Origin of the sequence: Kitasatospora sp. NPDC006697 (assembly GCF_042869935.1) — a bacterium.
In the GTDB taxonomy this organism is placed as follows: Bacteria; Actinomycetota; Actinomycetes; order Streptomycetales; family Streptomycetaceae; genus Kitasatospora.
On the sequence record NZ_JBIAGU010000008.1, the window covers coordinates 96,443 to 122,235 of the forward strand.

Sequence of the window (25,793 nt, forward strand, 5' to 3'; positions counted from 1 at the left end):
CGCCGGTGGCGGGCGGAGGCGGGCGGCATGCTGGTCGGTATGACCGATGCGTTCGACGGGATCCTCGACCGGTTCCTGCTGGCGAGTGGCGAGTTCGAGCGGCGGCTGCGCGCCGTCCGTTCCGAGCAGTGGACCTGGCCGACCCCCTGCACGGAGTGGAACGTGCGGCAGCTGGCCAACCACATGACCCAGGGCAACCGGAGCTACCTGCGCCTGCTGGCCGGCGGCGACGCGGCGGAGTTCCTGCGCTCGCGCGACGCCGACGCGTCGGGCGCCGATCCGGTCGGCAGTTACACCGCGTCGGTCCGCGAGCTGGCGGAGGCCTTCGGCGGGCCCGGTGCGCTCTGGCGCATCCTCGACTACCCGCTGGGCCCGGTCGCCGGGCAGCAGGGCCTGGCGGTGCGGACGACGGACAGCCTCGTCCACACCTGGGACCTCGCCCGGGCCGTCGGCGCGGACGAGACGCTGGACGCGGGTCTGGTCCGCTGGGCGAACGCCCGCCTCGAGGACATCTACGCCGGCCTGCCGGAGACGCCCACCGCCGCGGACACCACCCACCGGTTCTTCGCCGCGCCCGAGGGCGTGCCGCAGCGGGACGCGTCGGAGCAGGCGCTGCTGCTGCACCGGATGGGACGGCAGGGCACCTGACCGGGCCCGGTCGGCGGCTCAGCCGATGCCCAGCACGGGCAGGCACTCCTTGACGCCGGTGAGCTCGATGTCGTCCCGGCGGTGCTGCTCCCAGGTCTCGCGGCTCAGGCGCCACATCTGGATGCGGGCGGCCTCGCCGCGGCGGCTGTCCCAGTCCAGTCCGTTCGGCTCGTAACCGAGGCTGCGGGAGATGTGGTTGGAGGCCTCGTTGTCGAAGAAGGCGTCACTGCCGGCCTCCCGCGCGCCGAGCCCCGCGAAGGCCAGGTGCAGGATCGCCGACCGCATCTCCCGGCCGAGGCCCTTCCCGCGACTGCCGGGCGCGAGCCAGGAGAAGCTGGTCACCGTGCCGAAGCGGTCGAAGTTGCGGCCGATCAAGTCCTGCATACCGACCGGCTCACCGTCGAGGAGCACCACGAAGTACAGCCGCCACGCCTCCGGGCTGACCCGCCCGCGGCCGGTCCAGATGGACCGCAGCCACTTCCACTCGCGCTCGGGGCTGTCCTCGTAGAACGAGATCGGGTCGTCGAACGGCCACGGCTCGGCCTCGGCGACCCCGGCCCGCACGGTCGGCACCAGGCGCTCCAGCAACTCGTCGGAGGCGCCCGCCAGGGTGAGGCGCGGGGTGCGGACCTCGAGGTTCAGCGGGGGATACGTGTGGGAGCGGGTCACTGACCGGACGTTAGCCAGGACGCCGGGCGGGCGCATCCGGATTTCGCCGTCCGCGGTTTCCTGGTCGGACCGGCAGGCCGATGCCGATCAGCGCCATGACCAAGACCGTTGCGGCGTGGAGGCCGTAGGCGGTGGCCGGCGATCCGCCGCCGTGCAGCACGACCAGCGCGTCGCCGGCGGGAACCGCGGCGAGGGTCAGCGAGCACCAGCCCAGCAGGTAGGACCCCGCCACCAGCATCAGGACGAAGGCGAACGCCCGCAGCCGATCTCGCGGAGTCCCTTCACCCCGCCGTCCGGACTGGAAGGCGGAGTTGTGGACGGGCATGGCGGGGAGGGGAACGACCGAGGGCCGGGGAGGGCGCTGACTGACGCGCGTCGGTCAGCCGGGCGAGGTGTCCCCGCCGACCGTCACAGTGGCGCCGCGATGCCTGGCCGGCAGACCCCACTCCACGACATGGAGCCGTGCCCGTTCGATGGCTCCGCGTGTCACCCCGAGGGCGGCGAGGGGGGTGGCTCCGTGGCGCTTCAGCCAGGCGAGGCGTCGGTGCTGCTCGGCGAAGGGCAGGGAATCCCAGGAGTCGAACGACACTCCAGGGGGCGGCATGCCCAGTGCCTTCAGGCGGGCAGCGACGTCGTGGACGTACGGCAACTCGGACGGCGATCGCGCCAGCTCCACCAGGCACCAGGCGACGGCGTACGAGATCGAGCCGTGGGCCGCCACCAGCCGACGTGTCCGCCAGTGCTGGACCGGCGCGAGTAGGAAGCGTGCTGTCGGCTGCGCCGTTCCGCTGCGCCGGCTCATCAGCCGGCATGCTCCTCGCTCGCTGAGCTGGACTGCTCGAGCTGGAGCTCTCGCTTCCGCTGCTCCTCCTTCAGACGTTCGACGAATCGGGCGAACATACGCAGTCGCTCGTCCTCGGCGGGAGGGTTGCTCGGATCGCTTCCGGCGTATTCATCGAGCATGAACTGGGAGGCGTTGTAGTGCTTCTCGATCTCATCGGCAGTCGACTGGAGATTGTAGCCGCGTTCGCGGAACTTGAAGTATCCGGTCACGCCTGCGGAAATTCCCACGAACCCGCTCAGGAAGGCTGCGCCGAATCTCAGGACGATACTGCTGCCATCATTCAGGGCGGTGAGTGAGGAGGTCACGATCGACCCGGTGATGATGATCACCTGGAAGAGGTTGTGAACTCGGCGGTTCCTGTTGGAGCTCCTCCGGTACTGATCAACGATCTCGAGGGAGGCTTCGCGGTAGATCCGCAGGGCGGACGGAGAGTCCAGGGGGAGTTGGGCAGCGGCTGTCTGCCGATCCTGCAGGGCGTTGCGGAGCTCCCCGGACTTGGTGGTGATCGTCTTCCGGTTGGTCAGTAGGAATCGGCCCATGGCGGCCCACAGTGCGACGACGATCGCGAGGCCCGCATACCTGGTGAAAAGCGGCTGGGTGTTCCAGAGGCCGATGATCACGGTGTAGCCCAGCAGGAACACCAGGGCGATCGCGCCGAGCATGCTCAGCAGAAAGAGGCGCTGAAAGGTACGGGCGGCACGGAGATCGACCTCCAACTGGTCGAACTCCTTGACCCTTCTGCGGTATTCCGTCTGGCGGCTCTGCTCCTCTTCCGGTGAGAGTGCCGGGCGCATCTCGGGCTGGCTTCGCCCTTGGCTGGGAATGCCGACGTCCGTTGTCATGTGTCCCCCTGCTGTCCGGGTGAATATGTCGGAGGATAGGGCGAGGGGGATTGTCGGGCAAGTTCGTGCAGGTAGGAGGTCGATTCCGGTGAAGAAAATCCGAAATCATTTACGATGATCGCTGGAGGATTCGAATTGATGTGACTCCGGAATGCTCTTGGGGCTCGGCGGCTGATGGGGCGTCAGGGGAAGTGGATGTCGTAGCGCCAGGCCCGTCAGGTGCTGTGCGGCATGAGCGCGCCGGTGCCGAGCAGGAGGCCGGTGGGGATCCAGGGCAGGAGGCCGAGGATCGTGAATCCGGCTCGGGCGCCGCGGTTGGTGGCGGGCAGGTAGGTGAACTGGGGGAGCCAGAGGGCGGCCGCGGCGTAGCCGGGAGAGTTGTGGAGAGGCAGGTGGTGAGGTTTAATAAATGAACGAGCATTTATTAACTTCGCCCAGGGAGAGGAGCCCCCCCGGTATGGCGCGGCCGCGTGGCATCGATGACGAGGCGATCCTGCGGGCGGCCGCCGGGGTGATCGGGCGGGCGGGGCCCGGCGGGCTCACGCTCGCGGCGGTCGCGCGGGAAGTCGGGCTGGTGCCCGGGACCGTGGTGCAGCGGTTCGGGTCGAAGCGCGGCCTGCTGGTGGCGCTGGCCGAGTCGTCGGTGCGGGAGGCGGAGGGTGCGGCGCGGCGGGTGCGCGAGCGGTGCGGTTCGGCGTTGGAGGCGCTGGGCGAGCTGATCGTGGAGTCGGCCGCCGTGATGGCCACGCCCGAGAGCTACGCGAACCACCTGGCCGCCCTCTGCGGCGACTTGGTGGACGACGAACTGCGCGAGCACGCACTCGCCGTGCACAAGGCGCACGGGCGGGCGATCGCGACGCTGCTCACCGAGGCGGAGATGACCGGCGCGCTGCGCCGCGGCACGGACGTGGCCGCGCTCGCCTGGTCCGTGCAGTCGATGGTGGCCGGGGTCGGGGTGGTCTGGGCGCTGGAGCGCCGCGGCACCCTGGCCGACCGGCTGCGTCGGGAGACCGGGCGGTTGATCGCGCCCCATGTGGCTTGAGAGGGACGGGAGTCGAGGACATGCCGGAGCTGGTGGCACTGGTGGCCGGCGGTACCAGGGGCGGCGGGCGGGGCATCGCCGTCGAGCTCGGGGCCGTGGGCGCGACGGTCTACGTGACGGGGCGGAGCAGTCGGAGCACGGGCGCCTCGGAGCTGGGCAGAGCGGAAACGGTCGAGGAGACCGCGGAGTTGGTGACCGCCGCCGGCGGTACCGGTATCCCCGTGCGGGTCGACCACAGCGATCCGGCCCAGGTGGCGGCGCTGGTCGCCAGGATCGAGGCCGAACAGGGTGGTCGGCTGGACCTGCTGGTCAACTGCGTCTGGGGCGGCGATCCGCTGACCGACTGGGAACATCCGCTCTGGGAACAGGACTTGGCGCGGGGCTTCAAGCTGCTCCGCCAGGCCGTCGAGACCCACGTGGTCACCAGCCGCCATGCCCTGCCGCTGCTGGTGCGGGCCGGCCGTGGCCTGGTGGTGGAGGTGACCGACGGAAACACCGCGCGCTACCGGGGTTCGTTCTTCTACGACCTCGCCAAGGCGAGCGTGATCCGCCTCGCCGTCGCCCAGGCCGCCGAGTTGCGTCCGCACGGTGTCGCGGCGGTGGCGCTCACGCCCGGATTCCTGCGCTCGGAGGCGGTGTTGGAGCACTTCGGCGTCACCGAGCCGACCTGGCGCGAAGGCGTGCCGAAGGACCCGCACTTCGCCTACTCCGAGTCGCCCGCCTACCTTGGCCGGGCCGTCGCGGCACTTGCGGCGGACCCGGAGGTGCTGGCGAAGTCAGGGCGTGCGCTGGCCACTTGGAGTCTGGCGCGGGAGTACGGGTTCACCGACGCCGACGGCACGCGGCCGGACTGGGCGGCGCACTGGGCGGAGAGCCTGGAGGCGGAGCACGGTCCGTTGGGCGAGCCGCTGTAGCGGGCGCGCTGCGCTGGGCGGGCTCGCGCTGGGTCGCGCCGCCCGTGCCGGGGCGCGCCGCTCTGCGTTGCCGCGCGCCGGGTCGCGGCGGATCGCCCCGGCGGCGACGGTGGATGCCGCTGCCGAGGGCCCTTCGTTCGGCGCGAGCGGGAGCGCAGCCCGTCAAGGCTGGGCCGGAACGGCCGTCGGCGCGGTCGGAGCCGCCCCGGGTATTGCCGCCGGGGCGCCTCTGGCTCGATCGTTGGACCAGAGCCAATGAGCTGAAGGGGGACGGGGGATGGAACACGGGGGCGCCGCGCGCGTGCGTGCGCGGCGTGGCGAGGTGCGGGGGGCGGCACTGTGCGGGGCGGCGGTGCTGGTGATCGACTGTTCGACGCTCTGGGCGGTCTGGTCCGTCCATCCGGCGGCGAACTCGGCCGGGCAGTTGACCGTCGGGCTGCTGCTCCTGGTCGGTGTGGGCGCGGGCCTCGGCGCGCTGGCGGCCGGCTACCGGGCCGGCCGGGTCCGGTTGCTGCGGTGCGCGGCGGAGGGTGCACTGCTGGTACACCTGGTGATCCCGTTCTTCTTCGCGATCAGCTGGGCCTTCGCGCCCTCGGTGCCGCCGTGGTGAGCCCGCCAGCCTGCTGACGCCTCCTCAGCTTTCCTCCCCCGAACGGCCTACGCCCGGACCGACGGCCTCACCCGGACGGACCGTCCCGGCGCGCCGGTCCCCCCGGTGCGCCGAACGCTGGAGGGGTGGCGACTACGAGGAGGCTGTGATGCTGCAGGGGTTCAAGAAGTTCATCATGCGCGGGAACGTGATCGACCTGGCGGTCGCGTTCGTCATGGGCGCCGCGTTCGTGGCCGTGGTCAACAGCCTGGTCAACGACCTGCTGACGCCGCTGATCGCCGCGATCTTCGGCAAGCAGGACTTCTCCGCGCTCACCTTCACGATCAACCACAGCATCTTCCGGTACGGCGCGTTCATCAACGCGCTGATCTCGTTCGTGCTGATCGCCGCCGCGCTCTACTTCTTCGTGGTGGCCCCGCTGAACAGACTGGCCGACCGCAAGCGCCGCAAGGCCGGCCTGCCGCCGGCGGAGGAGCCGCTGACCGAGGTCGAGCTGCTGACCCAGATGCGCGACCTGATGCGCACCCCGCCGCGCGCCTGAGGCGCGCCCGACCCCGCCCGACCCGCAGGCGAGACCCGTTCGCGCAGGCCCGTTCCCCGGCACCCTGGGGGACGGGCCTGCGCTCCGTGCGGGAGTCTATGGGAAATCTCTTGCAGAAAGTTTCAGAACGTCCTTGCGCGGGGCTGGGCCGACTGCTTGACTCGGGCGCCGGTGATCACCACGGGAGGGTGCCTGATGCGGGATCGGGATCGGGATCGGATCGACGTGCTGGTGCTGGGCGGAGCCGGGGTGGACACCATCGTGCCGGTCCCCGAGCTGCCGCTGCCCTACGCGGACAGCTACCCGGTGTCGGGCGTGGTGACCCGGGCCGGCCAGACCGGCGACTTCGTCGCGCTCGGCCTCACGGCGCTCGGCCTGCGCACCCACCACCTGGACCTGCTCGGCGACGACCACGAGGGCGAGCTGGTCCGCCGGCTGCACGAGCGCCACGGCATCGCGCTGACCGCCTTCCCGCTGCCCGGCGGCACCCGGCGCGCCGTCAACCTGGTCGGCCCGGACGGCCGCCGGCTCTCGCTCTACGACGGCAGCCGGGCGCGGGACGAGGACCGCCTCCCGGCCGCCGCCGTCCGCGAGCTGGCCGCCGCCAGCCGCTGGGCGCACGTGGCGATCACCCAGCCGTGCGCGGCCGCGCTGCCCGGACTGCTGGCGGCGGGCGTGCCCTTCTCCACCGACCTGCACGACTGGGACGGCGAGAACCCGTACCACGAGCCGTTCGCCCGGGCCGCCGACCTGGTCTTCGTCTCGACGGCCGCGCTGGTCGACCCCGAGCGCACCATGCGCCGGATCGCCGGCTACGGGCGGGCGCGGGCCGTGGTCGCCACCGCCGGCGCGGCGGGCAGCTACCTGCTGACGGCCGCCGACGGAGCACTGCACCACCAGCCCGCCGTCGCCCCGCCCGAGCCGGTGGTGGACTCCAACGGCGCCGGGGACGCCTTCGCCGCCGGGTTCCTGTACGGCCTGCTGGGCGGCGCGCCGCTCGCGCGGTGCGCGGAGTACGGCGCGGTGGCCGGGGCGCACGCCTGCACCGTGCCGGCCAGCCGGGTCGCGCCGCTGGGTGCGGCGGAGCTTCACGCCCGTGCGGGGGTCGCGGGGTAGTCGCGCACCTCCTGCAGCAGGCCCCAGGTGAAGTCGGCGGTGCTCGGGCGCGGGCGGCCGTGCTCGTCGGGCGCGGTGAAGTCGAGCTGCCAGCGGGTCGGCGCGCTGCCCTCCCGGGGCACGGCGGGCGGGAAGGCTGCGCCCAGGTCGGCGACCACGCAGCTCCAGGGGGTCAGGTCGGCGAGCGTGCGCAGGGCGGGCGGGGGCGCGTCGGGGGCGCGGACCAGCCATTCGTTGAGCGTGGCGTGCCCGGTCTCGCGCGGGCCGAGCAGCAGCTCGAAGCGCAGGTCCGGCCAGAGCGGCAGCGGCCACTGGACGGCCGAGCAGGGCAGATCGCCGATCCGGCGCGGGATCGTGGCGCTGGGCGGGCCGAGCACGGCGGTGTGGCGGCGCAGCCCGTGCGGGAAGCGCGGGGCGCGGACCATGGCCTGCCAGCGCTTGTTCGCCTCGCGCAGCTCGGCCCGGGTGGCGCCCAGGGTGCGGACGGCCTCCTCGACCAGGGCCGGTTGGAAGTCCGCCATGCGCCGCAGCAGCACGAGTTGGAACTCGGTGGTGCCGAAGCCGTTGATCGCCATCCGCCCAGCCTAGGGGCTGTCCGGCCACGGATTTTGCCGAACGGTCAGCCAACGGCGCTCGGTAATGGGCTAGCGTCCTGGGAAATCGGCGGCATGCGGAACAGGATCGCGGCCGCGCGGGAACGGAACGGGGGAACGGACGTGCAGGTGGTCGATCTGTGGCGGACGGCGGCGCAACTGCCGCGCGAGTGGGAGTCGGCCGAGGTGGCGCGGGTCGCCGGGGCGGGGGTCCGGGTGCTGCGGATGTCGGGCGAGCCGCTGCCGCCGGAGACCCACGACACGCCCGAGGTGCTCCTGGTGCTGGACGGTGAGCTGCTGCTCGAGCTGACGCCCGGTCGCGCGGTGCCGCTGCGCTCGGGTGAGCTGTTCACCGTTGCGGCGGGTACGGAGCACCGGGTGGCGGCCGGGAGCCGGGGCACCCTGGTGCTGTTCCAGGGTGAGGCCGGGTGACCAGCGGATGTCCCCGGCGCGGGGGCACCTGTCACAATGGCCCCCGATCTGCCGCGACCGTACGAGGTGAAGGATGAGCAGCACCGCACGGCGACCCGCCAAGGCGCCGACCGCCAGGCCGACCCTGGAGGAGGTGGCGGCGTTGGCCGGGGTGGGCCGGGGCACGGTGTCGCGGGTGATCAACGGGTCGCCGCGGGTGAGCGAGCGGGCGCGGGCGGCGGTGGAGCAGGCGGTGGCCGAGTTGGGCTACGTGCCGAACCGGGCGGCGCGGACGCTGGTGACCTCCCGGGCGGACGCGATCGCGCTGGTGGTGCCGGAGGCGGAGACCCGGCTGTTCTCGGAGCCGTACTTCGCGGACATCATCAGCGGAGTGTCCGCCGAACTGGCGGACACCGAGATGCAGTTGCTGTTGGTGCTGGTGCGCAACCAGCGGGAGCGGGACCGGCTGTCGGCCTATCTGCGGGCGCAGCGGGTGGACGGGGTGCTGCTGGTGGCGGTGCACCGGGACGATCCGCTGCCGGGGGTGCTGGAGCAGTTGGGGATTCCGGCGGTGCTGGCGGGCCGGCGGGGCGAGCAGGAGCCGCTGAGCTATGTGGCGGCGGACAACGCGGGCGGCGCGCGGATGGCGGTGCGGCACCTGCTGCGGCGCGGCTGCCGGCAGATCGCCACCATCACCGGACCGCTGGACATGGAGGGCGCGCAGGCCCGACTCGCGGGCTACCGCGAGGCCTTGGGGGAGCAGGCCATCGAGTACCGGGAGGAGCTGATCGGCTACGGCGACTTCACCGAACCCGGCGGGCGCGCTGCGATGGCCGAACTTCTGGAGCGGTCACCGGAGTTGGACGCGGTGTTCTGCGCCTCGGACGTGATGGCCTCGGGCGCCCTGCAGGTGCTGCGGACGGCCGGGCGGCGGGTGCCGGAGGACGTCGCGCTGGTCGGCTTCGACGACTCGATCGTGGCCCGGCACACCGACCCGCAGATGACCAGTGTGCGCCAGCCGATCGAGGAGATGGGCCGCGCGATGGCCCGGCTGCTGCTCGAGGAGATCGCCGAACCGGGGCGGGCCCGGCGGCAGTTGGTGCTGGCCACCGAGCTGGTGGTGCGCGAGTCCGCCTGACGGGCCGTCAGTGCTCCGGTCTCGGTAGGCGATGGCGCAGGGCCACCTCCAGCTCGAAGCGCGCGTCCGGGTCGCTCAGCGCCTCGCCGAACAGCCGTTGCACCTGATGCAGCCGCTGTCGGGCCGTCTGCGGGTGCACGCCGAGCCGGGCGGCGACCTCCGGGGCGCTGCCCCGGCCGGCCTGCAGCCAGGCCAGCAGGGTGGCGGCCAGCCGCTCGGCCTGCTTGGGTGTGAGCCCGTCCAGCGGCGTCAGCCGGCGGGCCGCGATCAGCCGGACCAGCGGCTCGTCGGCGAGCAGCAGCAGCCCGACCAGGTGTGCCGAGCAGTGCACCGGCTCGGCCGGGCCCGGGGCGGGCAGCCGGGCCCGCACCGCCCGGGCCCAGCGCAGCGAGTCGGCGGCCGCCTCCAGCGGCACCGTCGGCCCGATCACCGCGCCGCGGTCGGCCAGCACCCTGCGCACCCGCTCGTCCGCCAGCAGCGGCGCCGGCTCGGGCAGCAGCAGGAACGGCTCGACGGCCTCGAAGTCGGTGAGTGCGGCGGCGGGCAGCCGCTCGCGGGTGGCGGAGCGGCCCTCGGTACCGCGGGCCCGGGCGGGCCCGAGCGCCACGCAGGCCAGCTCGCCGGGCAGCGGCCAGTCGGCCCGGGCGGCGGCCGTGGCGAGCACCCCGCGGTCGGCCCCGCCGACCAGCAGGTGCAGCAGCTGCAGGCGGCTGCGGCCCAGGGTGCCCGCCTGGTCGGCCTGCGCCTCCACGAAGCCCTGCACGGAGGCGGCGGCCACCTCGTCGATGTGCGCGAAAACGGCCTCGGCGAGCGCCGCGACCACCTCGCTGGAGACGCCGGCCCGGCGCACCACCCGCGAGTACCGCCGCCAGGCCACCCGGGCGCCGAGCCGGTAGGCGGCCTGCAGCGCGTCCAGACTGCGGCCCTCGGTCAGCTCGCCCCGGCCCAGCGCCCGGTAGACCCGCAGCCGCTCCGGGCCGCCGGGCTCCGCGCCGGCGACCAGGTCGGCGAATTCCTCCAGTGCCGTCTCCACGCCCTGCTGGATTCCGGCACCGAACTTTCCCGCCAATGGCCGGGAGAATTCCGGGACCTGTGCACGAATCTCCCGGATGATCTCGGCGGCGATCGCCCGGTTCTCCCGGCGCAGCTCGGCGGCCAACTGGCTGGGCAGCATCTGCCAGGGCGTGGCCAACGGCTTTCCCTTCTCTGCTCGGCGGCCTCCCCGACGTGCTGCCGCAGGTCCAGAACCGGAGTATGGAGCCGAAGTTACTGACGAGTCAATAGATCGGACGGTGCTTCCCGGAAAACTCCGGGGCCTGTGCGGCGATGACAGGATTCGGCCTCGGCCGAGGTGAATTGCTGGCACTCGGCTGAGGGTTTCGAGAGCGCCGCTGAGCAGCGCGTTGACCGCCTTCCGAGTCGCTCCTAGCATCGCCGGGCACTGGCCCCGGGAATTCTCCCGAATTGCGCTACGGCCGGTATCGGAATTCCAGAACAAGGGACGGTACTGGAGATGAGAACGCACCGCACACTGGCCCTGGCGGCTGCCGCTGCCCTGGCAGGCCTGCTCGCCGCCTCGGCTGAGCCGGCCGCCGCCGCCGACCGCCCGGTCGACTACCACGCGAGCACCGGCTTCGTGCTCGGCTTCACCACCCCGCAGCAGGCCCCGCCGGGCGCCGACGACCCCACCTGCCACCCGAGCGCCGCCCACCCCGACCCGGTCGTGCTGGTCCACGGCACCTTCGAGAACCGCAACGACAACTGGCGCGCGGCCGCCCCGCTGCTGGCGGACCACGGGTACTGCGTCTACACATTCAACTACGGCGGCGCGAACGACGGTTCGTGGATCCAGGGGACCGGCCCGATCGAGGACGGCGCGGCGAAGCTGTCCGGCTTCGTCAACCAGGTGCTGGCGGCCACGGGGGCGGCCAAGGTCGACCTGGTCGGCCACTCGCAGGGCGGCATGATGCCGCGCTACTACCTGAAGAACCTGGGCGGCGCGGCGAAGGTCGCGAAGCTCGTCGGCCTGGCGCCCAGCAACAACGGGACGACCCTGGACGGGCTGACCGCGTTCGCCACCCAACTCGGCCTGCTGGAGCCCGCGAACCTGTTCCTGGCGACGGCCGGGTGCCGGGCGTGCGTGGAGCAGGAGGTGGGCGGCCCGTTCATCAACGCGCTCAACGCGGGCGGGGAGACGGTGCCGGGGGTGAGCTACACGGTGATCGCGACGAAGAACGACGAGGTGGTCACGCCGTACACCAACGCCTTCCTGCCGGCGGGCCCGAACGTCACCGACATCACCGTCCAGGACCAGTGCGTGCTGGACGCGGCGGAGCACATCGAGATCGCCTACGACCCGATCGCCCTGGCGGACGTGCTCAACGCGCTCGACCCGGCGCACCCGGTGCCGGTCCCCTGCGAGGTGGTGCTGCCGGTGACGGGGCCGCTGGGGTAGTTGCGGTCGGTGGTTCGGCCTCCGGCTGCTGCCGGGTCGGGGGCTGGGCTGCGGTCACGTGAGCCCCGGAGCAGACGAAACGCTCGCTGGACTCGGCGGGCCGGCGATGGCCCGACAGGCCTCGGTGCGCTGGGGCGAACCGGCTGGACGGCTTGGTGGAGGTCGACGGGGGGGAGGGGACGCCAAACCGCGGCCTGGCCCTGCCGTCAGTCCGACGGGGTGTTCAACTGCCCGCTCAGGTCCGGAATCGTCGCCAGTACCGCAGGCGACACCGGAGCCAGCGGATCAGCCGGGTACGGAGTCGCGCCCTTGGGGACCGCGACCTCCACGTACAGCTGGTGCAGGGTCAACGTGAACGTGTTGCCGCCGTGCCCGTCGCCCTCCATGTACCACTGCACGCCGTCCACGTTCGGGCCCAGGTCGCCCGCGTGGGCATCCAGCGAGGCCGGGCGCGGGACGCCGCAGCGCAGGACGGTGCGCGGAGAGGTGGACCAGACCGCGACGTAGGGGGACGGGGTGGTGCGGGAGTGGCCCTCGATGAGATCCGGGAGCTGCTTCATCAGGGCCTGGCACGGCCCGACGGCCTTCGCGTCGGGCGACGGCGCCGAGAGCGGCGGCTGGTACGTGCTCGGCCAGTACACCGCCGCCACGCAAGCCCCCAGCGCCGCCGGCAGGGCGAGCCAGCGCACGGGGGCGGGCAGGGCCTGGAGGAGGCGCGACGGACGGCGGGGGGTGGACACGCACCGATGCTAACCGCCGTCCGTCAGGTCGCAGCCCCCGGGTCAGGGCTGGCGGATGGCGGAGACGTCGAACTCCAGGACCACCTTGTCGCCGACCAGCACGCCGCCGCCCTCCAGGGCCGCGTTCCAGGTGATGCCGTAGTCCTTGCGGCTGATCGTGGTGGAGCCCTCGAAGCCCAGCCGCAGGTTGCCGTAGGGGTCGGTGGCGCTGCCGTCGAACTCGACCTCCAGGGCGACCGGCTTGGTGGTCTCCTTGATGGTCAGCTCGCCGTTCAGCCGGTACTTGTCGCCGCCCAGGGGCTCGACGCCGGTGGAGCGGAACGTGATCTCCGGGTAGGTCGGCGCGTCCAGGAAGTCGTTCGTCCGCAGGTGCTGGTCGCGCTGCTCGACGCCGGTGTCGATGCTCTCGGTCTTGATCGTCAGGCTGACGGTGGACTTCGACGGGTCGGCGCCGTCCAGGTCCGCGGTGCCCTCGAACTGGCCGAAGTGGCCGCGCACCTTGGTGACCATGGCGTGCCGGGCGACGAAGCCGATCCGGGTGTGGGCCGGGTCGAGGACGTACGAGCCGGTGAGCTCGGTCAGCGGGGTGGAGGTGGTCATCGCGTGGCTCCAAACGGGGGGCAACGGTCGGGGTGCCCACGCTAGGCAGTGGGCGCCCCGGGCTCCCGCGCGACGCGAGGCTCATCGCCCGGATGGAGCCCGGATGGAGCAGTCTCCCGTGGCGGCGGGTCGCCGGGCTCGGGCCCGGTGGGGTCCGGCGGCGGGACGGGCGGGTGCGGGGGCGGCGGCCCCGGCACCGGGGGAAGGGGGTCGGGCGGCAGCGGCGGCTGCGGCGTGTGCGGCGGGGCCGCGTCGGGGTCGGTGGGGAAGGGGATGCTCATGACCGGTCACCTCCTGGATCCGCCTACCCGGGAGAGCGGGAGCCAATCCGGCGGTCGCGGCCCGCACCCGTCCCGCTACGCTGGCGCAGGTTGCCGGAGTCGGGGAGGGAACATGGTGGACGGGGACGCGCTGGCCAAGGTCTGTGCCGAGGCGCTGGCAGCGCACGGCACCGCCTCCGTCTCGATCGCCGTCGCCCACCGCGGCGAGGTGGTGCTGGAGCAGGCGCACGGCTGGGCCGACACCGCCGCCCGCCGCCCGGCGACGCCCGGAACCGCTTACGCGGTGGCGTCCGTCAGCAAGGCGATCACCGCGACCGGCGTCTGCCTGGCGGCGGACGCGGGGCTGCTCGGACTGGACGATCCGGTGCCCGGCCCGGACGGCCCGGACGGCCCGGACGGAAGCCCGGCGCCCACCGTGCGCCAGCTGCTGCGGCACCGCGGCGGCCTGGGCGGCCACGTCGCCTTCGCCTACCCGGGCGGGCCCGCGCTGATCGACCCCGACCGCTACCAGGCCCCGCTGGCCGCGCCGGACGCCCGGTTCGAATACGCCAACCTGGGCTTCCACCGGCTCGGCGGCCTGCTGGAGCGCAGCAGCGGACAGCAACTCGGCGACTTCCTGCGCGAGCGGGTGCTGCGGCCGCTCGGCATGGCCGACACCCACTACGGCGCCGCCTACCCCGGCAGCGCCCCGACCGCCGAGCGCTACACCGCCGACGGCCGCGCCTACCCCGCCGGCTACCTGCTGAGCACCCCCGCCGCGGGCGCCGCCTGGGCCACCGCCGGAGATCTGGCCCGGTTCGGCCACGGCGCGCCCGGCCTGCTCGCCCCCGGTACCGCCGCCGCGGTGGCCGAGGCGCCCGCCATCACCGATCACGTGGGCTACGGCCTCGGCTGGATCCTCTCCACCGGCCCTGGCCCGCAGGTGCGCAGCCACGGCGGCGGGATGGGCGGGGTGGCCACCATGGTGGTCGCGGTGCCCGAGCTGGAGCTGTCGCTCGCCGTGCTCACCAACCACACCATCAAGGCCGCCCGCGACGCGGTCGTGGACCACCTGCTGACCGAGCTGGTCCCGGAGTACCACCCGGGCAAGATCGCGCCGTACGCCCCCGATCCGGCCCGGCCGGTGCCGCTGGCGGTGGGCCGGTGGGCCGGTGTGGTCCGCACCCCCGAGGGCGAAGTCCCGATCCTTCTGGACATCCTGACGGAATCTCGGGTTTCCGTGGCGTTCACCGGTGGCGAGCCGGTGCGGGCGGCCGCCGCGGCCGGCCGGGAGTACCGGCTGCGGTCCGCGGTCGCCCTGCAACTGCCCACGGACGACGCCCGCCGGAACAGCCCGATGCTCGCGCTGGAGCTGAACGAGGCGGGCGGAAAACTGGTCGGCCGGGCCGCCGCGTACGCCGACGGGGACCGCTCCGGACTGCTCGGGAACTACCTGGTGCACGCCTGCGAGCTCTCGCCGATCTGACGCCCGCGGACCGGCCGGAATGCAGGAGATGTAACGCGCGGGCCCTGCCTTCCGTCATGTGCGCGTTACACCGGGTTTCTACGGTGCGGGTAACACCACAGAGCCATCGGTGGCGGTCCTCCTCGGGCCGGCCGCCCGTTCCGGGGAGGCAGGGCGTGACAGGACCGCGGCCATCGGCCGATCAGCTGCGCACCGCCTGCTCCTACTGCGGCGTGGGCTGCGGCATGGTGCTGGAGGTCGGCCCGCTGCCGGGCGGCGGTCGGACCGGGGTGCTGCGGGCGGTCGGCGACAAGGACCACCCGACCAACGCCGGGCGGCTCTGCACCAAGGGCGCCACCAGCGCCGAGTTCCTGGCCGCCGGCGGCCGGCTGGAGACGGCGCTGCGCCGGCCCGAGCGCGGCGGCCCGGCCGTGCCGGCGGAGGTCGAGGAGGCGATCCGGGAGACCGGCCGGCGGCTGCGCGAACTGCTGGACGAGCACGGCCCGGACGCGCTCTCCTTCTACGTCTCCGGCCAACTCACCCTGGAGGCCCAGTACCTGATCACCAAGCTGGCCAAGGGGTACGTGCGGACCAACCAGATCGAGTCCAACTCCCGCCTCTGCATGGCCAGCGCGGGCAGCGGCTACAAGCTCTCGCTGGGCGCCGACGGCCCGCCCGGCTCCTACCGGGACTTCGACCGGGCCGACACCTTCCTGGTCACCGGCGCCAACATGGCCGACTGCCACCCGATCCTCTTCCTGCGGATGATGGACCGGGTGCGCAGCGGCGCCAAGCTGATCGTGGTCGACCCGCGCCGCACCGCCACCGCCGAGAAGGCCGACCTCTTCCTCCAGCTGCGCCCCGGCACCGACCTGGCGCTGCTCAACGGCCTGCTCCACCTGCTGGTGGAGAACGGGCACACCGACCCGCGGTTCATCGCCGAGCACACCGAGGGCTGGGAGGCGATGCCCGCCTTCCTGGCCGACTACCCGCCCGCCGTGGTCGCCGAGTTGACCGGCGTGCCGGAGAAGGACCTGCGCCTGGCGGCTCGTTGGATCGGCGAGGCCGGCGAGTGGATGAGCTGCTGGACCATGGGCCTCAACCAGAGCACCCACGGCACCTGGAACACCAACGCGCTGGTCAACCTGCACCTGGCCACCGGTGCGATCTGCCGCCCGGGCAGCGGTCCGTTCTCGCTGACCGGCCAGCCGAACGCGATGGGCGGCCGGGAGATGGGCTACATGGGCCCCGGACTGCCCGGCCAGCGCTCGGTGCTGGACGCCGCGGACCGGGCGTTCTGCGAGGAGCTGTGGGGGCTGGAGCCCGGCACCATCCGCACCGAGACCGGCCAGGGCACGGTGGAGCTGTTCGGCCGGCTGGCCGACGGCGCGGTCAAGGCCTGCTGGATCATCTGCACCAACCCGGTGGCCTCGGTGGGCAACCGGCGCACCGTGATCCAGGGCCTGGAGGCCGCCGAGTTCGTGGTGGTCCAGGACCTCTACCCCGAGACCGAGACCAGCGCCTACGCCGACCTGGTGCTGCCCGCCGCGCCCTGGTCCGAGAGCGAGGGCGTGATGGTCAACTCGGAGCGGAACCTGACGCTCGCCCAGCGCGCCGTCGAGCCCGCCGGACAGGCCCTGCCGGACTGGGAGTTGATCGCCCGGGTGGCCCGCGCGATGGGCTTCGAGGAGGGGTTCGGGCACGGCAGCGCCGAGGAGGTCTTCGAGGAGCTGCGCCGGGCCTGGAACCCGCGCACCGGCTGGGATCTGCGCGGGATCAGCTACGACCGGCTGCGCCGCACCCCGGTGCAGTGGCCGAGCGCCGACCCGGCGGGCGAGGACCGCAACCCGATCCGCTACCTCAACGACGGCGTCAGCCAGACCCTGCTGGTCCGCCCCGACGGCAGCCGCCCCCGGCTGGCCTTCCCGACGCCCAGCGGCCGGGCCGTCTTCTTCCCCCGCCCGCACCTGCCGCCCGCCGAACTGCCGGACGAGGACTACCCGTTCACCCTGACCACCGGCCGGGTGGCGCACCAGTGGCACACCATGACCAAGACCGGCCGGGTGGCCAAGCTGACCAAGCTCAACCCGGGCCCGTTCGTCGAGCTGCACCCCGCCGACGCGGAGGCGCTGGGCATCGCCGAGGGGGACCGGGTGAAGATCGCCTCCCGGCGCGGCCACGCGGTGCTGCCCGCCGTGCCGACCGACCGGGTGCGGCCCGGCACCTGCTTCGCCCCCTTGCATTGGAACGACGTGTTCGGTGAGGACCTGAGCATCAACGCCGTGACCAATGACGCCGTCGACCCGATCTCCTTCCAGCCCGAGCTCAAGGCCTGCGCGGTCTCGCTGACCCGGGTGGCCGCGGCGGTGGAGCCGCCGAAGCCGCCGGAGGAGGCCGACGGCCGGGTGGAGCTGGCCGCCCGGGCACTCGGTCTCGCCGCCCCGGCGCTGGCCCCGCCCGTGCTGGGCGCCGAGGAGCAGCGCTACCTGGCCGGCTTCCTTGCCGGGCTGCGGGCCGCCCCGCCGGTCGGCGTCCCGGTGCTGCCGGCCGGCGCGCCGCTGCCCGCCGAGCACACCCGCTGGGTGGACGGCCTGCTGGCCGGCCTCTACTCCCGGCAGGATCAGCCCGCCGCCGTTCCCCCGCCCCAGGCCGGCCCCGAGGTCCTGGTGCTCTGGGCCTCGCAGACCGGCACCGCCGAGGAGTACGCCGCCAGCTGCGCGGCCGGGCTGGCCGAGGCCGGCCTGCGCCCGGTCATCGCCGCGATGGCCGACCGGACGCCCGAGTCGCTGGACCCGGCGGTGCCGGTGCTGCTGATCACCAGCACCTTCGGCGACGGCGAGGCGCCGGACGGCGGCGCCGCCTTCTGGACCGCGCTGGAGGCCGCCGCGCCCGGCGCGCTGACCGGCCTGCGGTTCGCGGTGCTGGCCTTCGGCGACTCCAGCTACCGGGACTTCTGCGGCCACGGCCGCCGCCTGGACGCCCGGCTGGCCGAGCTCGGCGGCACCCGGTTGGCGCCGCGCACCGACTGCGAGGCCGACTACCAGCAGGCCGCCGACGCCTGGCTGGCCGCCGTGCTGACCGCGCTGACCTCGCCCGCCGGGCCGGCCGCCGGCTGGACCAAGGCGAACCCGTTCACCACCGAGCTGACCGGCAACCGGCTGCTCAGCCGCCCGGGCGCGACCAAGGAGGTGCGGCAGTTCACCTTCGGCACGGGCGGCGGCGAGCTGGCCTACCAGGCGGGCGACGCGCTGGGCATCTGGCCGGTCAACTCCCCGGAGCTGGTCAAGGAGTGGCTGGCCGTCACCGATCTGGACGGCAGCGAGCCGGTCACCGTCGGCGGCGAGCCCACCACCTTCGCCGAGGCGCTGGCGCACCGGCTGGAGATCGCCCGGATCACCCCGGAGCTGCTGCGCTTCGTCGCCGAGCGCAGCGGCGACCGGGAGCTGCGCCGGCTGCTGCGCGGGGACAACAAGGACGAGCTGGCGAAGTGGAGCTGGGACCGCCAGGCGGTGGACGTGGTGGCGCAGCTGCCGGTCCGGGCGACGGCGGCGGAGTGGGCGGGCGTGCTGAAGAAGCTGCAGCCGCGGCTCTACTCGATATCCTCCAGCCCGCTCACCGACCCCGGCTCGGTGAGCCTGACCGTCTCGGTGATCCGCTACGGCAACCGGGCCGGCGTCTGCTCGGGCTACCTGGCGGACCGGGCGCAGGACGGCCCGGTGCGGGTCTTCGTGCAGCGCAGCCCGCACTTCCACCCGCCGGAGGACCCGGCCGCCGCGATGATCATGGTGGGTCCGGGCACCGGGGTGGCGCCGTTCCTCGGCTTCCTGAAGGAGCGGCAGGCCCGTGGGCACACCGGGCGCAACTGGCTCTTCTTCGGCGAGCAGCGGGCGGCGACGGACTTCTACTACCAGGAGGAGCTGGCGCAGCTGCGGGAAGCGGGGCAGCTGGACCGCCTGGACCTGGCGTTCTCCCGGGACCAGCGGGCCAAGGTCTACGTGCAGGACCGGATGCGCGAGCACGGCGCCCGGCTCTGGGAGTGGCTGAGCGCCGGCGCGCACCTCTACGTCTGCGGTGACGCGGCCCGGATGGCCCGCGACGTGGACCACGCGCTGCGGGAGATCATTTCGCGCCATGGCGGCCTGACGGGGGACCAGGCCGGCGCGCTAATCGAACAATTGGCGAAAGAGCATCGCTATGTTCGGGATGTTTACTGAACAATAGGGCCCGTGCGCCCACTGATGATCACCACACCCGGCCAGGAGGAGGCCGCAGCCATGGGACGGCTGCGGCTCGCCGCCTGGCTGGAGACGTATCCGGACCCGGCCGCCGGGATCGACCGGGAGTGGATCACGGCGACCTGCGGCCACTGGGCCGCTGATCAGGGCGCGAGCGAGTGGCGCGGCTTCCTGGCGAAGGTGGAGCGGGACCCGGACGGCCACTTCTGCCGCGCGGTCCGGGACGGCGTGGGCGGCGAACCGGTCGGCATGGTCTGCGGGGTCCGGGCGGAGCGGGTCAGCCTGGGCCCGATGTACCTGCTGGGACCGGCCCAGGGGCGGGGCCTGGGGGGCCGGCTGATGGCCGAGTTCCTGGAGTGGGCGGGACCGGAGCTGCCGATCGCGCTCTGGGTGACCGAGTACAACCGGGGCGCCGTGCGCTTCTACCGCCGCCACGGTTTCACCGAGACCGGCGAACGCCAGCTCTGGGCCGGTCGGTTGCCGAATCTGCGGATGGTGCGGCCCGCGGCGCGGGCCAGTCGCACCCGGCGGCATGATGATCATTTTCACGGGGCCGCCGCGGGTGGCCCCGGACACTCGTGCGACAGTTGATGAGAGAAGGGGGAGGTGGTAGCCATGCAACTGACCGATTCGTTCTGTGCCGAGGTGGCCGCGGCCGACCCGCTGGGGGCCGACGGGTTGCTCGCAACCCTGCCCGAGGTGAACGAGCGGGCCGACCTCGGTCGGCTGGGGGACATCCTCGCGCAGCTGACGGAGACCGCCGGCAGGGTGGGGCTGGAGTCCACGAGCGACCGGCTGGCCGCCGTGCGCGACATCGGCATGACGCTCGGCTCGTTCAAGCGCTACGGGGTGGAGCCGCTCACCGTCGTCCCCGGTGCCGAGCAGCTGCTGCTGCGCCTGGGTGCCCAGACCGCCATGGTGCCGCGCGACACCGTGCTGCACTACGGCGCGTGGAACCCGCGGGGCCCGCGGCAGCGGATGTACACGGGGGCCGCGGAGGAGGACGTGCTGATCCACTCGGTGCGGGCCGGCGCGATGGCGATCGAGCGCTCGGCGCTCGGCCTGGCCGAGCTGGCCCACCTGGACCCGGCCGGCGCCGAGTACCTCGCGGTGCTGCAACGGGCCGCCGAGGACTTCGCGGTGCTGCCCGCCCAGATCGGGCTGGTCGCCGAGAAGGTGCCGCCGGCCGAGTTCTTCATGCTGCGGCTGCGTCCCTACATGGAGGACGTGCTGGTGAACGGCCGTTCGTACTACGGCCCGGCCGCCGCGCACGTGCCGCTCTACCTGATCGACCACCTGCTCTGGTCCAGCGACCGGGTGGACCCGGAGCACGTCGCGCTCCACCAGGAGCTGATGGACTACGGCCTGCCGGAGTGGATCCGGCTCTACCGCAAGCGCCAGGGCAGCGAATCCGTCGTCACCCAGGTGGTCCGCGCGCTGCTCGCCGCCCGCCGCGAGGCGTCGGCGGAGCTGCTGGCGGCCGGTCGCGCGGTGGGCGAGCTGCTGCGCGCCCTGGTGGTGTTCCGCGGCCGCCACCTGCGGCTGGTCCGCGACTCCTACACCGTGGACAGCCCCTACACGGCCGGCAGCGCCGGTGCCGCGCCCGAGGTGGTCAAGCTGGTGCTCGACCTGACCCGGGCCTGCGAGCGCCAGCTGGCCGGATCGCTCAGCTCGGCCGACGGCCCCAGGCCGTGACCATCACGTTCGGGACGTACCGGACGTCCTGACGCTGGATCAGCTCCAGCACCTCCTCCAGCTCCGCCTCGCCGAGCAGGCCGCCGGCCAGCAGCGGAGTGCGGAGCTGGCGCAGCGTCAGCACCAGGAACGGTGTGCCGCCGGCCAGCACCGGGGCGTGCAGCCGGGCTCCCACCTCGGCCAGGCCGGCCCCGGCCAGCGCGTCCGGCAGGCGGCGCCCGTAGCCCGCGTCGGCGCCCGCCCCGCCGAAGGCGGCCTCCAGCGCCCGGTAGAGCCGGCCGGCCAGCCGGTCGTGCCCGGCCGGCCAGTAGCGGGCGATCATGTCGACCATCGGGCCCTCGATGTCGAAGTCCTCGACCACCACCCAGCCGCCCGGCCGGGTCGCGGCCGCCAGCCGGCGCAGCGCCTCCTCCCGGGCCGGCAGGTGCTCCAGCAGCGCCCGGGCGTGCACCAGGTCGAAGGCGCCGGCCGGCAGCGGCTCGGTCAGCAGGTCCTGCTGCCGGACCTCCAGGTTGGCCAGCTCGTGCCGGACGGCGTAGCGCGGGTCGAGGTCGATCGCCAGCACCCGGCCCTGCTCGCCCACCCGGCCGGCCAGCCAGCGGGCGATGCTGCCCGCCCCGCAGCCCACCTCCAGGCAGCTCCAGCCCTCGGCCACCCCGAGCCCGGTCAGCCGCTCCGTGGTGGCCGGGTCGTACACCGCCTCCAGCGCCGAGAGCCGCTCGTGCTCGCGTTCCCAGGCGCGGTCGAAGACATAGCGGTCGGTGGTGTCGTGCTGGGTGTCGGTCATCGGAAGCCCCCTCCGGAACGGGTGTTGATCTTCGACTCTAGCCGGTGCGCCGGTGGGGAGGGCGGCCGGTCTGCGGCAGGATGGCGGGAGCGGGGCGGCGACGGAGGGCGGAGACGGTGGGCAGGTACGGGCGGGCGGCGGTCGGAGTGGCGGCGGTGCTGGTGCTGGGCTTCGCGGTGCACGCGGTGCGGCACGAGGGCGGGACGGGCACGCCGGGCGCGGCCGGCCCGGCAGGTGCGAGCGCCTCGCCGGCGGGGGGTCCCGCGGTGCCGGCGAGCCCGGGGCGCAGCCCGTCCGGGCCGGACGGCCCCTCGCCCTCGGGCACGCCGGGCGCCTACGACCCGGCCCGGTTCGCCGCGCAGGTGAAGGTGCGGGCCGGGCAGGCCGGGATCGACCCGCAGCTGCTGATGGCGATCCTCTACAACGAGAGCTACAAGCCGCACGACCCCGCCCTCGAACGCGCCTGGCAGTCGCTGAAGCCGGACTCCGCCTTCGGCATCGCCAACATGCACCGGGCCGCCTTCGACGACACCAAGGCCGGCCGCGACTTCGCCGGCCGCCACTGGGAGGAGCTGCCCGACGACCCGGACCTGGCGATCGAGGCGGCCGCCTGGTTCCTGCACGACCTCGGCGCCCAGCTGCCCGCCCACCCGGCCGGCGCGCTGAACCGCGACGAGCTGATGGCGCTCGGCTACAACGCCGGTGCGGGCAACATGCTCGCCTTCGCCCGCGGCACCGCCCCCGGCAGCGCCGCCGCCGGCTACCTGAACACCCTTCACGGCAACTGGGAGAAGGCGGCCCAGGCACTCGGCGGCTGACGGGGCATCACCGCGCACTGCTCCGGACGGGCGGAAAGCCGCCCCGTTCGGACCAGCTCCGATCGTGCGGAGCGCGGACCGGTTCGCAGACTCAGCAGAAGGGGGTGAACTCGGACCGGGAGGAATCCTCGTGAACACGCTTCTGCGCCGTACCGCCCTGGCCGCCGCACTGGCCGGCCTGGCCGTCACCGCGGCCGCCTGCGGCAGCGCCAAGAAGTCCAGCGGCTCCGCCGGCGGTGGTGCCACCAGTTCGACCTCTGCACTGAAGATCGGCCTGCTGCTGCCGGAGACCAAGACCACCCGGTACGAGCAGTTCGACAAGCCGCTGATCGAGTCGAAAATCAAGGCGCTGGCGCCCAACGCCACCATCGACTACTACAACGCCAACCAGGACGCGACGCAGCAGCAGACCCAGGTGGACACCGCGCTCACCAAGGGCAACCAGGTGCTGATCCTGGACGCGGTGGACGCCAAGGCGATCCAGTCCTCGGTGCAGAAGGCGCACGACGCGGGCGTCAAGGTGATCGCCTACGACCGCCTGGCCCAGGGCCCGGTGGACGCCTACGTCTCCTTCGACAACCACAAGGTCGGCGTGCTGCAGGGCGAGGCGCTGGTCGCCGCGGTGGGCGCCAAGGCGAGCAGCGGCCAGATCTTCATGATCAACGGCTCGCCCACCGACCCCAACGCGGCCGACTTCAAGGCCGGCGCGCACAGCGCGATGGACGGCAAGCTGAAGATCGGCAAGGAGTACGACACTCCGAACTGGGACCCGAACAACGCCAACCAGGAGGCCGCCGCCGCGATCACCGCGATCGGCGCGTCCAACGTGGTCGGCGCCTACTCCGCCAACGACGGCATGGCGGCCGGCATCGCCACCGCGCTCAAGGCCGCCGGCCTGAACGTGCCGCTGACCGGCCAGGACGCCCAGCTGGACGCGGTGCAGCGGATCCTGGCGGGCACCCAGACGATGTCGATCTACAAGCCGTACAAGCCGGAGGCGGAGGCCGCCGCCGCGATGGCCGTTTCCCTCGCCACCGGCCAGTCGCTGAGCGCCTCGGCCGCTCCGACCACCGCGACCAACGGCAGCGGGCACACGGTCAAGGCGCTGCTGATCACCCCGATCGTGCTGACCAAGGACAACATCAAGACCACCGTGGTCGCCGACGGCCTCTACACGGTCGCGCAGATCTGCACGCCCGACTTCGCCAGTGACTGCGCCGCGGCCGGTCTGAAGTAAGGGGGCGGGGGTGGACACCATGGCAGGCACACCGGTGCTCGCGCTGCGCGGGGTCTCCAAGCGGTTCGGCGCCGTGCAGGCGCTGACCGACATCGAGCTGGAGGTGAACGCCGGAGAGGTGGTCGCGCTGGTCGGCGACAACGGCGCGGGCAAGTCCACCCTGGTCAAGTCGATCGCCGGGGTGAACCAGCCGGACGAGGGCCGGATCGAGTGGGAGGGCGCCCCCGTCACCATCCACCGGCCTCAGGACGCCCAGCAGTTGGGCATCGCCACGGTCTACCAGGACCTGGCGCTCTGCGACAACCTGGACGTGGTCGGCAACCTCTTCCTGGGCCGCGAGCTGACCCGGTTCGGGGTGCTGGACGAGGTCGCGATGGAGCAGCGCTCCCGGGCCCTGCTGGACACCCTGTCGATCCGGATCCCCAGTGTGCGGATCCCGATCGCCTCGCTCTCCGGCGGCCAGCGCCAGGTGGTGGCGATCGCCCGCTCGCTGATCGGCTCGCCCAAGGTGGTGATCCTGGACGAACCGACCGCCGCGCTCGGCGTGGAGCAGACCGCCCAGGTGCTCGACCTGGTCGAACGGCTCCGGGGCCAGGGCCTGGGAGTGATCCTGATCAGCCACAACATGGCCGACGTGATGGCCGTGGCGGACCGGGTCGCGGTGCTGCGGCTGGGCCGCAACAACGGTGTCTTCGACCGCCGTTCGACCAGCCAGGAGGAGATCATCTCAGCCATCACCGGCGCCACGGACAACGCCGTGACCCGCCGCAGGGCCCGCGGCACGGAGGACCCGTCATGAGCGAGGAGCAACCCCGCCCGGAGGGGCGCTTCGAGGACCACCCCCACCTGCCCGAGGAGTCGATGCCCACCGGCGGGGTCAACGCGCCGGTGCCGGTGGCCGCCGAGGCCACCCCGGCGGTGGACCCGCGGCTGATCGTCCGCCAGGAGGGCATCAAGGGCTACCTGGGCGAGTTCCGCCGCCGGGTGAGCAGCGGCGAGCTGGGCTCGCTGCCGGTCATCGTGGCGCTGATCGTCATCTGGGCCGTCTTCGGCAGCCTGAACAGCAGCTTCCTGTCCGCGCAGAACCTCTCCAACCTCTCGCAGCAGATCGTCGGCACCGGGCTGATCGCGGTCGGCGTGGTCTTCGTGCTGCTGCTGGGCGAGATCGACCTCTCGGTCGGCTCGGTCAGCGGCCTGTGCGCGGCGATCTTCGCGGTGCTGGAGGTGACCCACGGCGTCAACCAGTGGGTGGCGCTGCTCTGCGCGGTGGTCAGCGGTGCGGGCGTCGGCCTGGTGCAGGGTTTCTTCTTCGCCAAGGTCGGGGTGCCGGCCTTCGTGGTCACCCTGGCCGGAAACCTGGGCTGGAACGGCCTGATGCTGCAGGTGCTGGGCGCCAGCGGCACGGTCAACCTGTCCGGCCGGGACATCGTCTCCCGGCTGTACAGCACCATCTACGGGCAGCAGATCGCCGCCTACGGGCTGGCCACGGTCGGGGTGGCGCTCTTCCTCGGCTCTTCGCTGCTGGACTCGGCCCGGCGGCGGAAGGCCGGGGTGCCGTCCCGGCCGGTCGCGGACATCACGCTGCGCACCGTGCTGCTCGCGGTGGTCGCCTACCTGGCGGCCTACACGCTCAACCAGTACAAGGGGCTGCCGCTGGCCCTGATGGTGTTCCTGATCTTCATCGTGGTGCTGGAGTTCGTGCTCCGGCGCACCACCTACGGGCGCAAGGTCTTCGCGCTCGGCGGCAACATCGAGGGCGCCCGGCGGGCCGGCATCAGCGTGCCGCTGATCCGGATGACGGTGTTCATGATCTGCTCCACCATGGCGGCGGTCGGCGGCCTCTTCCTGGCCGCGCAGATCCAGTCGGCCAGCCAGACCTCCGGCGGCGGCAACCTGCTGATGAACGCGATCGCGGCGGCCGTGATCGGCGGCACCAGCCTGTTCGGCGGCCGGGGCTCCACCTGGTCGGCGCTGCTCGGTGCGCTGGTGATCGGCTCGATCCAGTCCGGGATGAACATCGAGGGCCTGAGCAACGCCATCCAGTTCATGATCACCGGTGCGGTGCTGCTGGCCGCCGTGGTGATCGACTCGCTGGCCCGGCGGACCCAGAAGGCAGCGGGGCGCGCCTGACGG

At 73.2% G+C, this 25,793-nt stretch carries 26 protein-coding genes; 17 read left to right on the forward strand and 9 right to left on the reverse strand.

The features are described from left to right. Nucleotides 1-39 precede the first annotated feature (39 nt). Complete coding sequence (locus tag ACFYNO_RS13390) at nt 40-648, forward strand: TIGR03086 family metal-binding protein (RefSeq protein ID WP_388010263.1); 609 nt, start codon at nt 40-42, stop codon at nt 646-648. Between the two features lie 18 nt (nt 649-666). Here ACFYNO_RS13390 and ACFYNO_RS13395 read toward each other — a convergent pair whose 3' ends face one another. Genes ACFYNO_RS13395 through ACFYNO_RS13410 form a run of 4 tightly spaced genes read right to left on the reverse strand, consistent with a single transcriptional unit; the run spans nt 667 to nt 3,003 of the window. After that, nucleotides 667-1,317, reverse strand: a complete 651-nt coding sequence (locus ACFYNO_RS13395) for a GNAT family N-acetyltransferase (RefSeq protein ID WP_388010266.1) — start codon at nt 1,315-1,317, stop codon at nt 667-669. Between the two features lie 10 nt (nt 1,318-1,327). Then, a complete protein-coding gene (locus tag ACFYNO_RS13400; protein WP_388010269.1) occupies nt 1,328-1,642 on the reverse strand; it encodes a DUF4267 domain-containing protein in 315 nt (104 codons plus the stop codon). A 54-nt stretch (nt 1,643-1,696) separates the two neighbouring features. Beyond that, nucleotides 1,697-2,119 (reverse strand): hypothetical protein, encoded by a 423-nt coding sequence (locus tag ACFYNO_RS13405; protein ID WP_388010272.1) that lies wholly within the window; start codon nt 2,117-2,119, stop codon nt 1,697-1,699. After that, complete coding sequence (locus tag ACFYNO_RS13410) at nt 2,119-3,003, reverse strand: DUF4231 domain-containing protein (protein WP_388010275.1); 885 nt, start codon at nt 3,001-3,003, stop codon at nt 2,119-2,121. The genes ACFYNO_RS13405 and ACFYNO_RS13410 overlap by 1 nt, the downstream gene beginning before the upstream one ends. A gap of 457 nt (nt 3,004-3,460) precedes the next feature. On the opposite strand from ACFYNO_RS13410, the gene ACFYNO_RS13415 reads away from it, so the two are divergent. The 5 genes from ACFYNO_RS13415 (at nt 3,461) to ACFYNO_RS13435 (ending at nt 7,226) form a co-directional block, all read left to right on the forward strand. Further along, nucleotides 3,461-4,045: a TetR/AcrR family transcriptional regulator gene (locus tag ACFYNO_RS13415; RefSeq protein WP_388010277.1), complete on the forward strand. Its 585-nt coding sequence runs from the start codon at nt 3,461-3,463 to the stop codon at nt 4,043-4,045. 20 nt (nt 4,046-4,065) lie between these two features. Next, nucleotides 4,066-4,959 (forward strand): SDR family oxidoreductase, encoded by an 894-nt coding sequence (locus tag ACFYNO_RS13420; protein ID WP_388010280.1) that lies wholly within the window; start codon nt 4,066-4,068, stop codon nt 4,957-4,959. Nucleotides 4,960-5,260: 301 nt separating this feature from the next. Beyond that, entirely contained in the window at nt 5,261-5,569 is a 309-nt protein-coding gene (locus tag ACFYNO_RS13425) for a hypothetical protein (protein ID WP_388010283.1), read from the forward strand. A 148-nt stretch (nt 5,570-5,717) separates the two neighbouring features. After that, nucleotides 5,718-6,110 carry a large conductance mechanosensitive channel protein MscL gene (mscL, locus tag ACFYNO_RS13430; protein WP_388010286.1) on the forward strand — a complete coding sequence of 131 codons (393 nt, stop codon included), beginning with the start codon at nt 5,718-5,720 and terminating at the stop codon, nt 6,108-6,110. Between the two features lie 195 nt (nt 6,111-6,305). Further along, complete coding sequence (locus ACFYNO_RS13435) at nt 6,306-7,226, forward strand: PfkB family carbohydrate kinase (protein ID WP_388010289.1); 921 nt, start codon at nt 6,306-6,308, stop codon at nt 7,224-7,226. On the opposite strand, the gene ACFYNO_RS13440 is transcribed toward ACFYNO_RS13435, so the two are convergent. Beyond that, entirely contained in the window at nt 7,199-7,801 is a 603-nt protein-coding gene (locus ACFYNO_RS13440; protein ID WP_388010292.1) for a hypothetical protein, read from the reverse strand. The genes ACFYNO_RS13435 and ACFYNO_RS13440 overlap by 28 nt on opposite strands. Before the next feature lie 141 nt (nt 7,802-7,942). Here ACFYNO_RS13440 and ACFYNO_RS13445 point away from each other — a divergent pair, with 141 nt between their 5' ends. Both ACFYNO_RS13445 and ACFYNO_RS13450 read left to right on the forward strand, forming a co-directional pair. After that, nucleotides 7,943-8,251 (forward strand): cupin domain-containing protein, encoded by a 309-nt coding sequence (locus tag ACFYNO_RS13445; RefSeq protein ID WP_388010295.1) that lies wholly within the window; start codon nt 7,943-7,945, stop codon nt 8,249-8,251. A 73-nt stretch (nt 8,252-8,324) separates the two neighbouring features. Continuing rightward, on the forward strand, nt 8,325-9,368 hold the full coding sequence (locus tag ACFYNO_RS13450; RefSeq protein ID WP_388010298.1) for a LacI family DNA-binding transcriptional regulator: 1,044 nt from the start codon (nt 8,325-8,327) through the stop codon (nt 9,366-9,368). 7 nt (nt 9,369-9,375) lie between these two features. On the opposite strand, the gene ACFYNO_RS13455 is transcribed toward ACFYNO_RS13450, so the two are convergent. Further along, complete coding sequence (locus tag ACFYNO_RS13455; protein ID WP_388010301.1) at nt 9,376-10,560, reverse strand: helix-turn-helix domain-containing protein; 1,185 nt, start codon at nt 10,558-10,560, stop codon at nt 9,376-9,378. A gap of 321 nt (nt 10,561-10,881) precedes the next feature. On the opposite strand from ACFYNO_RS13455, the gene ACFYNO_RS13460 reads away from it, so the two are divergent. Beyond that, complete coding sequence (locus ACFYNO_RS13460; RefSeq protein WP_388010304.1) at nt 10,882-11,823, forward strand: esterase/lipase family protein; 942 nt, start codon at nt 10,882-10,884, stop codon at nt 11,821-11,823. A 206-nt stretch (nt 11,824-12,029) separates the two neighbouring features. Here the strand turns inward: ACFYNO_RS13460 and ACFYNO_RS13465 are convergent, their stop codons facing one another. Both ACFYNO_RS13465 and ACFYNO_RS13470 read right to left on the reverse strand, forming a co-directional pair. Next, entirely contained in the window at nt 12,030-12,563 is a 534-nt protein-coding gene (locus ACFYNO_RS13465) for a DUF3515 domain-containing protein (protein WP_388010307.1), read from the reverse strand. A gap of 42 nt (nt 12,564-12,605) precedes the next feature. Next, nucleotides 12,606-13,163 carry a YceI family protein gene (locus ACFYNO_RS13470; RefSeq protein WP_388010310.1) on the reverse strand — a complete coding sequence of 186 codons (558 nt, stop codon included), beginning with the start codon at nt 13,161-13,163 and terminating at the stop codon, nt 12,606-12,608. A 393-nt stretch (nt 13,164-13,556) separates the two neighbouring features. Between ACFYNO_RS13470 and ACFYNO_RS13475 the strand changes: the two genes are divergently transcribed. The 4 genes from ACFYNO_RS13475 (at nt 13,557) to ACFYNO_RS13490 (ending at nt 20,818) form a co-directional block, all read left to right on the forward strand. Continuing rightward, nucleotides 13,557-14,909 (forward strand): serine hydrolase domain-containing protein, encoded by a 1,353-nt coding sequence (locus tag ACFYNO_RS13475; protein WP_388010313.1) that lies wholly within the window; start codon nt 13,557-13,559, stop codon nt 14,907-14,909. Nucleotides 14,910-15,133: 224 nt separating this feature from the next. After that, nucleotides 15,134-19,102: a molybdopterin-dependent oxidoreductase gene (locus ACFYNO_RS13480; protein WP_388010749.1), complete on the forward strand. Its 3,969-nt coding sequence runs from the start codon at nt 15,134-15,136 to the stop codon at nt 19,100-19,102. 12 nt (nt 19,103-19,114) lie between these two features. Beyond that, nucleotides 19,115-19,714: a GNAT family N-acetyltransferase gene (locus ACFYNO_RS13485; protein ID WP_388010316.1), complete on the forward strand. Its 600-nt coding sequence runs from the start codon at nt 19,115-19,117 to the stop codon at nt 19,712-19,714. A 24-nt stretch (nt 19,715-19,738) separates the two neighbouring features. Next, nucleotides 19,739-20,818: a monodechloroaminopyrrolnitrin synthase PrnB family protein gene (locus tag ACFYNO_RS13490; RefSeq protein ID WP_388010319.1), complete on the forward strand. Its 1,080-nt coding sequence runs from the start codon at nt 19,739-19,741 to the stop codon at nt 20,816-20,818. Here the strand turns inward: ACFYNO_RS13490 and ACFYNO_RS13495 are convergent. Further along, nucleotides 20,790-21,605 carry a class I SAM-dependent methyltransferase gene (locus ACFYNO_RS13495; RefSeq protein WP_388010322.1) on the reverse strand — a complete coding sequence of 272 codons (816 nt, stop codon included), beginning with the start codon at nt 21,603-21,605 and terminating at the stop codon, nt 20,790-20,792. The genes ACFYNO_RS13490 and ACFYNO_RS13495 overlap by 29 nt on opposite strands. A gap of 116 nt (nt 21,606-21,721) precedes the next feature. Here ACFYNO_RS13495 and ACFYNO_RS13500 point away from each other — a divergent pair, with 116 nt between their 5' ends. The 4 genes from ACFYNO_RS13500 (at nt 21,722) to ACFYNO_RS13515 (ending at nt 25,790) form a co-directional block, all read left to right on the forward strand. Further along, on the forward strand, nt 21,722-22,423 hold the full coding sequence (locus ACFYNO_RS13500; protein WP_388010325.1) for a transglycosylase SLT domain-containing protein: 702 nt from the start codon (nt 21,722-21,724) through the stop codon (nt 22,421-22,423). A gap of 130 nt (nt 22,424-22,553) precedes the next feature. After that, nucleotides 22,554-23,660, forward strand: coding sequence for a sugar ABC transporter substrate-binding protein (locus tag ACFYNO_RS13505; RefSeq protein WP_388010328.1), 1,107 nt, complete (start codon nt 22,554-22,556; stop codon nt 23,658-23,660). 19 nt (nt 23,661-23,679) lie between these two features. Beyond that, nucleotides 23,680-24,459 (forward strand): ATP-binding cassette domain-containing protein, encoded by a 780-nt coding sequence (locus tag ACFYNO_RS13510; RefSeq protein ID WP_388010331.1) that lies wholly within the window; start codon nt 23,680-23,682, stop codon nt 24,457-24,459. Nucleotides 24,460-24,521: 62 nt separating this feature from the next. Continuing rightward, on the forward strand, nt 24,522-25,790 hold the full coding sequence (locus tag ACFYNO_RS13515; protein WP_388010752.1) for a sugar ABC transporter permease: 1,269 nt from the start codon (nt 24,522-24,524) through the stop codon (nt 25,788-25,790). Nucleotides 25,791-25,793: the final 3 nt, after the last annotated feature.

Coding starts and splice junctions, on each gene's coding strand:
- ACFYNO_RS13390 (WP_388010263.1), top strand. CDS start 40: ATGACCGATGCGTTCGACGGGATCCTCGACCGGTTCCTGCTGGCGAGT.
- ACFYNO_RS13400 (WP_388010269.1), bottom strand. CDS start 1,642: ATGCCCGTCCACAACTCCGCCTTCCAGTCCGGACGGCGGGGTGAAGGG.
- ACFYNO_RS13405 (WP_388010272.1), bottom strand. CDS start 2,119: ATGAGCCGGCGCAGCGGAACGGCGCAGCCGACAGCACGCTTCCTACTC.
- ACFYNO_RS13410 (WP_388010275.1), bottom strand. CDS start 3,003: ATGACAACGGACGTCGGCATTCCCAGCCAAGGGCGAAGCCAGCCCGAG.
- ACFYNO_RS13415 (WP_388010277.1), top strand. CDS start 3,461: ATGGCGCGGCCGCGTGGCATCGATGACGAGGCGATCCTGCGGGCGGCC.
- ACFYNO_RS13420 (WP_388010280.1), top strand. CDS start 4,066: ATGCCGGAGCTGGTGGCACTGGTGGCCGGCGGTACCAGGGGCGGCGGG.
- mscL (WP_388010286.1), top strand. CDS start 5,718: ATGCTGCAGGGGTTCAAGAAGTTCATCATGCGCGGGAACGTGATCGAC.
- ACFYNO_RS13435 (WP_388010289.1), top strand. CDS start 6,306: ATGCGGGATCGGGATCGGGATCGGATCGACGTGCTGGTGCTGGGCGGA.
- ACFYNO_RS13440 (WP_388010292.1), bottom strand. CDS start 7,801: ATGGCGATCAACGGCTTCGGCACCACCGAGTTCCAACTCGTGCTGCTG.
- ACFYNO_RS13450 (WP_388010298.1), top strand. CDS start 8,325: ATGAGCAGCACCGCACGGCGACCCGCCAAGGCGCCGACCGCCAGGCCG.
- ACFYNO_RS13460 (WP_388010304.1), top strand. CDS start 10,882: ATGAGAACGCACCGCACACTGGCCCTGGCGGCTGCCGCTGCCCTGGCA.
- ACFYNO_RS13470 (WP_388010310.1), bottom strand. CDS start 13,163: ATGACCACCTCCACCCCGCTGACCGAGCTCACCGGCTCGTACGTCCTC.
- ACFYNO_RS13475 (WP_388010313.1), top strand. CDS start 13,557: ATGGTGGACGGGGACGCGCTGGCCAAGGTCTGTGCCGAGGCGCTGGCA.
- ACFYNO_RS13480 (WP_388010749.1), top strand. CDS start 15,134: ATGGTGCTGGAGGTCGGCCCGCTGCCGGGCGGCGGTCGGACCGGGGTG.
- ACFYNO_RS13490 (WP_388010319.1), top strand. CDS start 19,739: ATGCAACTGACCGATTCGTTCTGTGCCGAGGTGGCCGCGGCCGACCCG.
- ACFYNO_RS13495 (WP_388010322.1), bottom strand. CDS start 21,605: ATGACCGACACCCAGCACGACACCACCGACCGCTATGTCTTCGACCGC.
- ACFYNO_RS13510 (WP_388010331.1), top strand. CDS start 23,680: ATGGCAGGCACACCGGTGCTCGCGCTGCGCGGGGTCTCCAAGCGGTTC.
- ACFYNO_RS13515 (WP_388010752.1), top strand. CDS start 24,522: ATGCCCACCGGCGGGGTCAACGCGCCGGTGCCGGTGGCCGCCGAGGCC.